The organism is Microcella sp. (genome assembly GCF_033763155.1).
In the GTDB taxonomy this organism is placed as follows: domain Bacteria; phylum Actinomycetota; class Actinomycetes; order Actinomycetales; family Microbacteriaceae; genus Microcella.
Genome location: NZ_JANRKZ010000259.1, coordinates 1 through 2,556 on the forward strand (window position 1 = coordinate 1; position 2,556 = coordinate 2,556).

Sequence of the window (2,556 nt, forward strand, 5' to 3'; positions counted from 1 at the left end):
ATCACCGCTCGCTCAGAGAAAAGCTTCGAAGACGCCGTGCGCGTCGGCGTCGAGCGTGCCAACAGCACGCTGCGCAACGTCAGCGGTGCATGGATCAAAGAGCAGAAGCTGCACATCGTCGACGGCAAGGTCGGCGCCTACCAGGTGACGATGGAGGTCACCTTCGTTCTCGACGACTAGGGGCGTTCGCGCGGGCTGTTCAGGTCCACATGACGGACAGCCCGGGCAGGCCACCGAACACGGGGTCAACCGTTACGAGCTCGAATCCCTCACTCATGGCTTGAGCAGCGAGCACGCGATCGAACGGGTCTCGATGTGACCAATCGAGCGAGCCCGCGGTTGACGCGTGGCTGGCCGAAATGGGCAAGACGTCGGCACCGAGCCGATTGACCTGATTGTCGAAACCGTGAACAAGCGCCGCCGCTTCAGGAAGCCGGCCCAGTCGGTGTTTGGTTGCGATCTCAAACGCGCTGGCAGCCGACACGACAATCGGCTGCCGCACGTCGGCGAGCCGCTCGCGCACGGCTGTCGGAATGCGATGCGGCGCCCCGAGGGCCCAGATCAACACATGCGTGTCGAGCAGGATCGTCATGACGCTTCCCCTTCCCAGGCAGCAAGTTCTGCCTCAGGCAAGGGCTCAAAGAACGAGGTGGGGGTGTCGAGACCCGGCAAGAAGCCAAGCTCGCGTTCTGCCGGTGGCTCGAACGCGACGAGTCGTGCAATGGGCCGGCCCCCACGCGCAATGACGATCTCGTCGCCCCGCTCGACTCGCGCCAACAGCTCAGAGAGCCGCGTCTTGGCCTCATGAACGTTCACCTGATCCGCCATGTGAACTAAGTGTAGTGAACTAAGCATGCACGTGCTTTGTTTCGAGTTGAAGAACCGCCGGAGCGGCGTGTTCACGCACCCCGCGGGTGTGGCTGATGAGCACCGAGCGCAGGCGCACGGCGGCTCGGTCGGCGGCGGTGGATGCGGCGAGCATCCACTCGCGATCGAGGCGGCCCGGGTCAGGGCCACCGCGGCGTTCGAGGGCAATGATGAGTTCGCGCGCGCCCGAGCGCTGCGCGACGCCGTCGATCACGGTGAACAGCGTGTCGGCGGCATCGGTCGGCGCGCGCCGCGGCAGGTCGGCGCACGGCATCGCGAGCCCGGCGAATCCGTTGTCGTGCGGCGGAAAGAAGAACCACAGTTGCCAGCGAATCGCCGGCCCGAGCGCCGCCGCCAGGTGCGCCTCGGGGGTCGTCAGGTCGTCGGCGGTGACGGGTCGCGTGATGGTGGGCTGGTAGGTGCGAAAGGCTCCGATGGTCATGCGGGGCAGGATGCCCGCTCGGTGCGCGCCACCTGAGCCGCTCCCCCGCCATGGTGCACCCCGCGCATCCCCGTGCACCGGTGGAGGAGACCTCAGGCGATTCGGTGCACCTGATCGCCCAGAGCGATCTCAACGCGAAGTTCTCCGCCGATTGCTTCGGCGTACTTGCGAAGAGTGTCGAGCTGCGCCCGATCAATCTCGCCGCTCTCCAAATGCGACACGCGCGCTTGGGTCACGTTCATTCGACTCGCCAGCTCGACCTGTGTGAGCGCGGACTCTTCACGCAACTCGCGCAAACGATACGCCCGCACCTCGTCGAGCATCTGGCGCTTGAGCGCGTTGACCCGCTCACGATCGACGGGGCGACGCCGAAGAACATCGTCAAGATTTGTCACGTCGCGTCTCCTTGTTGTTGCCGGTGTAGATCGAACAGGTCGTCAGCGGCCGGAATCGACCGGCGGTACCAACGACTCCACTCGCCTGACTTATCGCCGGCGACCAAGAAGACCGCCGTGCGCTGTTGGTCAAAGGCGAAGATCATTCGAACCTCCGACCTTCCTGCCGAACCCGGCCTCAGTTCTTTCATCACCCTGTGGCGCGAGCCTCGAAGTGAATCCACCAGCGGCCGCCCGAAGTGCGGCCCGTACTCACTCAGCAATTCCACCGCGGCGACGACCTGGGCGTAGCTGTCGTCATCGAGTTAGTCAAGCCACGGCTCAACCAGCGTGAGGTCGATATTCCACGTCATGGCAAGAATACAATTCCAGTGTTATATAACCTAGAAATAATTTCTTGTCTGGTCATGCGGGGCAGGATGCCCGCTCGGTGCGCGCCCCCTGAGCCGCTCCCCCGCCACGGTGCACCCCGAGCCGCCACGCACACCGGTGGAGGAGGCCGCGCGAGGTAGATTCGCGATATGTACCGGCAGATCGCGCGCAACAAGCGGTGGAGCATCCTGCTCATTGCCCTGTTTTGCGTCGCGGTGGTCGGCCTCGGGCTGCTCAGCGCGTGGGTGGTCGGCGAGGTGTGGCCGTTCTGGCTGCTGCTGATCTTCTGCCCGCTCTACTTGTGGTGGGCGCTCAGTTCGGCCACGACGTCGGCCGCGAACACCGCGGGGTGGGCGGCAGTGGATGCCGAGCAGCACCCGCGGCTGCATCGCGTGGTGGAGACGACGGCGTTGCGGGCGGGCATCCCGATGCCCAAGGTCGGGGTGATCGACGACCCTGCCCCCAACGCCTTTGCCGCGT

The 2,556-nt window shown here is 65.1% G+C and carries 5 protein-coding genes and 2 pseudogenes; 2 read left to right on the forward strand and 5 right to left on the reverse strand.

Annotated elements, in window-relative coordinates; translation table 11 throughout:
* Positions 1-180: dodecin family protein (locus tag SFU54_RS11095; protein WP_319016336.1), on the forward strand; the 180-nt coding region annotated here is incomplete at its 5' end.
* A 19-nt stretch (positions 181-199) separates the two neighbouring features.
* On the opposite strand, the gene SFU54_RS11100 is transcribed toward SFU54_RS11095, so the two are convergent.
* The 5 genes and pseudogenes from SFU54_RS11100 to SFU54_RS11120 all read right to left on the reverse strand — a co-directional run.
* On the reverse strand, positions 200-592 hold the full coding sequence (locus SFU54_RS11100; protein WP_319016337.1) for a type II toxin-antitoxin system VapC family toxin: 393 nt from the start codon (positions 590-592) through the stop codon (positions 200-202).
* Entirely contained in the window at positions 589-828 is a 240-nt protein-coding gene (locus SFU54_RS11105; RefSeq protein ID WP_319016338.1) for a type II toxin-antitoxin system prevent-host-death family antitoxin, read from the reverse strand. The genes SFU54_RS11100 and SFU54_RS11105 overlap by 4 nt, the downstream gene beginning before the upstream one ends.
* A gap of 19 nt (positions 829-847) precedes the next feature.
* Positions 848-1,309 (reverse strand): hypothetical protein, encoded by a 462-nt coding sequence (locus SFU54_RS11110; RefSeq protein WP_319016339.1) that lies wholly within the window; start codon positions 1,307-1,309, stop codon positions 848-850.
* A 92-nt stretch (positions 1,310-1,401) separates the two neighbouring features.
* Complete coding sequence (locus SFU54_RS11115; RefSeq protein WP_319016340.1) at positions 1,402-1,704, reverse strand: helix-turn-helix transcriptional regulator; 303 nt, start codon at positions 1,702-1,704, stop codon at positions 1,402-1,404.
* A pseudogene (locus SFU54_RS11120) lies at positions 1,701-1,997 on the reverse strand (type II toxin-antitoxin system RelE/ParE family toxin); the annotation flags it as partial. The gene SFU54_RS11115 and the pseudogene SFU54_RS11120, both read right to left, overlap by 4 nt.
* A gap of 228 nt (positions 1,998-2,225) precedes the next feature.
* On the opposite strand from SFU54_RS11120, the pseudogene SFU54_RS11125 reads away from it, so the two are divergent.
* Positions 2,226-2,556, forward strand: a pseudogene (locus SFU54_RS11125) (protease); the annotation flags it as partial.

Excerpts from the sequence above, each read along its gene's own strand:
- SFU54_RS11100 (WP_319016337.1), bottom strand. The coding sequence starts at position 592 with ATGACGATCCTGCTCGACACGCATGTGTTGATCTGGGCCCTCGGGGCG.
- SFU54_RS11105 (WP_319016338.1), bottom strand. The coding sequence starts at position 828 with ATGGCGGATCAGGTGAACGTTCATGAGGCCAAGACGCGGCTCTCTGAG.
- SFU54_RS11110 (WP_319016339.1), bottom strand. The coding sequence starts at position 1,309 with ATGACCATCGGAGCCTTTCGCACCTACCAGCCCACCATCACGCGACCC.